Raw genomic sequence first — 2,829 nt, forward strand, 5'->3', positions numbered from 1 at the left:
CTCCAGGCCCAGCCAGGCGATGTCGGCGATGTCGCCGGACTTGATGAGACTGGGGTTGTCGATCTCGAAGCCGGCGGGGAGCGGATCGTCGACGATGAGTCGCGCTTGGCGCTGGCCGTCTGCGCTGACGGTGATGACGGCGACCATGCGATCGCCTTGGGTGACGGCGGAGGGGTCGATACGGCGGCCCTCCAGGTCGTAGTAGGCGCGCTCGATCCGGTAGCCGTCGCCGCCGGCGGGCTCGGGTGTCAGCGGGATGCCGCCGACGCTGACGAGCGCCTCCAGCGGGCGTTGGCCCGCGTTCCCGACGATCAGGGGCAACGCGGCGGCGGTGTCGGCACCGAGTCGGCTGAACCAGGGGCCGCTCCAGGGCTCGCCCGCGAGCGTCAGTTGCGGTTTGTCGGCGCCCTGCATGAGGGCACGGGCGGCGAGCAGCAGCCAGGCGTCGTCCTGCGTGCTGGTGTCGGTCGCGTTGACCCAGCCCTGTTCCAGACGTCGGGCGAGGGCCTGCAGGTCGACCGCACCGGTCGCGCTCTCGGCGGCGAGGGTCAGGACGGCCGCGCCGTCGCGCAGGTCGGAGCCGAAGTCGGATCGCCAGGCGCCCTCGTCGTCGCCCTCCTCCAGCATCGCGACCGCGGCGCGGAAGACCGTATCGGCACGCGGGCGATCGCCCATGAGGGCCAGCGCCGCACCGAGCTGGGCCTTGGCCATGGGTGTGGAGAAGGCGTCGAGCTTGGTCTCGGCGTAATAGCGCAGGTCGCCGATGGCGGCGCGACCGTTGCGGGCGAGGACGTAGAGCGCATAGGCGATGTCCTCGCCGCCGCTGCTGAAGTCCGGCACATAGGCGAGTCGGTTGCGCAGGTTGTCGAGGGCCATGTCGAAGGCGCGATCCGGCACGCTGTAGCCTTGCTCGCGTGCACGGGTGAGGAAGTCCCCGACATAGGCGTCGAGCCAGCCGTCGTCGCCGCCCGTACCCCAGAGGCCGAAGCTCCCGTTCGACGCCTGATTGGCCAGCACCTCGCCGATCGCCTCGCGCACCCGTTCTCGGATCTCGGCGTCGGTCCCGAGACCGATGGCGGTCGCGACCTCGTTGAGATAAAGCATGGGCAGTGCGCGGCTGGTGAGCTGCTCGGTGCAGCCGTAGGGGTAGCGATCCAGGCCCGTCACCAGGCCGGCGACGTCGAGCGGTCCGGCGCCCGTGATGGAGACCGCGAGCGCTCCGGTGCCGGGGAGCATCTCGGACCAGGCCGAGTCGTCCAGGCGCAGCTCCCCGCCCGGGGCCAGATCCACGACCGAGTTGCGCGAGACCAAGGGGGCATTGGAGCGGACCGGGATCCGCAGGGTCTTGGTCAATGCCTGACCGTCGGGCGTGCGCAGGACCAGACTCAGGGTCTCGTCGCCGACCGAGACCGCTTCGATGGGGATCTGAACGGCGGCGCGTCCGCCCTGCGCCAAGCTCAGTGTCCGTTCGGTCTGGTCGGCGGGAATACGCACATGCTCACCGCCGGTGGCGACCGTCAGGGTGATCTCGCCCGCCGGACCGTCGACGTGAGTCAGCTCCAGCAGCAGGCGCGAGCGGTCCTCGGGCGCGAGGAAGCGCGGCAGGCTCGCCATCATGACGACAGGATCGCGCACCAGCAGGTCCTCAACCGCGTGACCGACGCCTTGTTTGGACCAGGCCATCGCCATGACCCGCAGGGTTCCGTTGAAGTCCGGGATCTCGAAGGCGACGGTCGCCCTGCCTTGTACGTCGAGACGGATGATCTCGGACTGGAAGGCGACCAGATCCTCGGTGGGCGGCGGGCCTTCGAGCCGGATCATGGCGCCGTCGCCGCCGGAGCGCACCACGCCGGGCACGCCCTGCATGCGGTCGATGAGCTGGCCGTAGAGGTCGCGGACCTCCATCCCGAGCCGTCGCTGACCGAAATACCAGTGATCCGGCGCCGGCGATTGATAACGTGTGAGGTTCAGGATCCCTAGATCGACCGCAGCCAGGGTCACGTAGACCGGCTCGCCGGTCGGGGCATTGGCGACCTGGATCGGGATTTCGAGACGTTGGCGCGGGCGGATCACGCCTGCGGCCGGATCAAGGCCGAGCTTGACATCAAGTCGGCGATCACCCGGATCCACCCCGGCCCAGGTCAGCCCGATCGCGCGTCCGGGCATGCGCCGGGCATCCAGATCCATGGGGCGGTAGAGCGCGGCCGTCACATAGGCGCCCGGACCCCAGGCGCGGGTGACGGGCAGCTCGACCGTCGTACCATCCTCGGGGACCTCGACGGTGCGCATGTCGATCAGCCGGTCGTCGATGACCATCACCAGGGCGACGCCCGGGAAGCGCGGCTCGATGCGCGCCTTGAGCGTCTCGCCGACCCGATACTCGGCCTTATCGAGCGAGACCTTGAGCAGATCCGGGGTGTCGACGGCGCGCGGTGCGACATACCAGCCGGCCTCGAAGTCGAGATCCGCGGGCAGGGCCGTCGCGTCCGGGCCTTCGACACGCAGACGATAGCCGCCCCACTCCACACGCGCCTCGATCCGCGCAACACCGGTCGCGGCGTCGATCTGGCCCGGCTCCAAGGTGCCGGAGGCGACGCGTTGGGTCGAGACGATCGGCTCGTACTTCCAGCTCCCGTCGGACTCGTACCATTGGAAGTCGGTGGTCAGACGCGAGAGTGTCCAGCGTAATCCCTCGGTCGGCCGGCGCTGGCCGCCGGAATCGCCGGCGGCATCGATCAGGATGATCTCGAAACCGGCGTTGCCGCCCTCCTCCACCGCGTCCTCGAACAGGGGCTTCACACCGATGCGGGGCTGTCGGGTCGCGATCGG

Annotated in this window: 1 protein-coding gene; it reads right to left on the reverse strand. The window is 69.7% G+C overall.

Annotated elements, in window-relative coordinates; translation table 11 throughout:
• A partial coding sequence (locus GPT33_RS18455) for an alpha-2-macroglobulin family protein (protein WP_296812020.1) occupies window positions 1-2,829 on the reverse strand: 2,829 nt, incomplete at both ends.

The sequence above is a fragment of the Thiocapsa sp. genome, assembly GCF_011390875.1.
Classification (GTDB): Bacteria; Pseudomonadota; Gammaproteobacteria; order Chromatiales; family Chromatiaceae; genus Thiocapsa.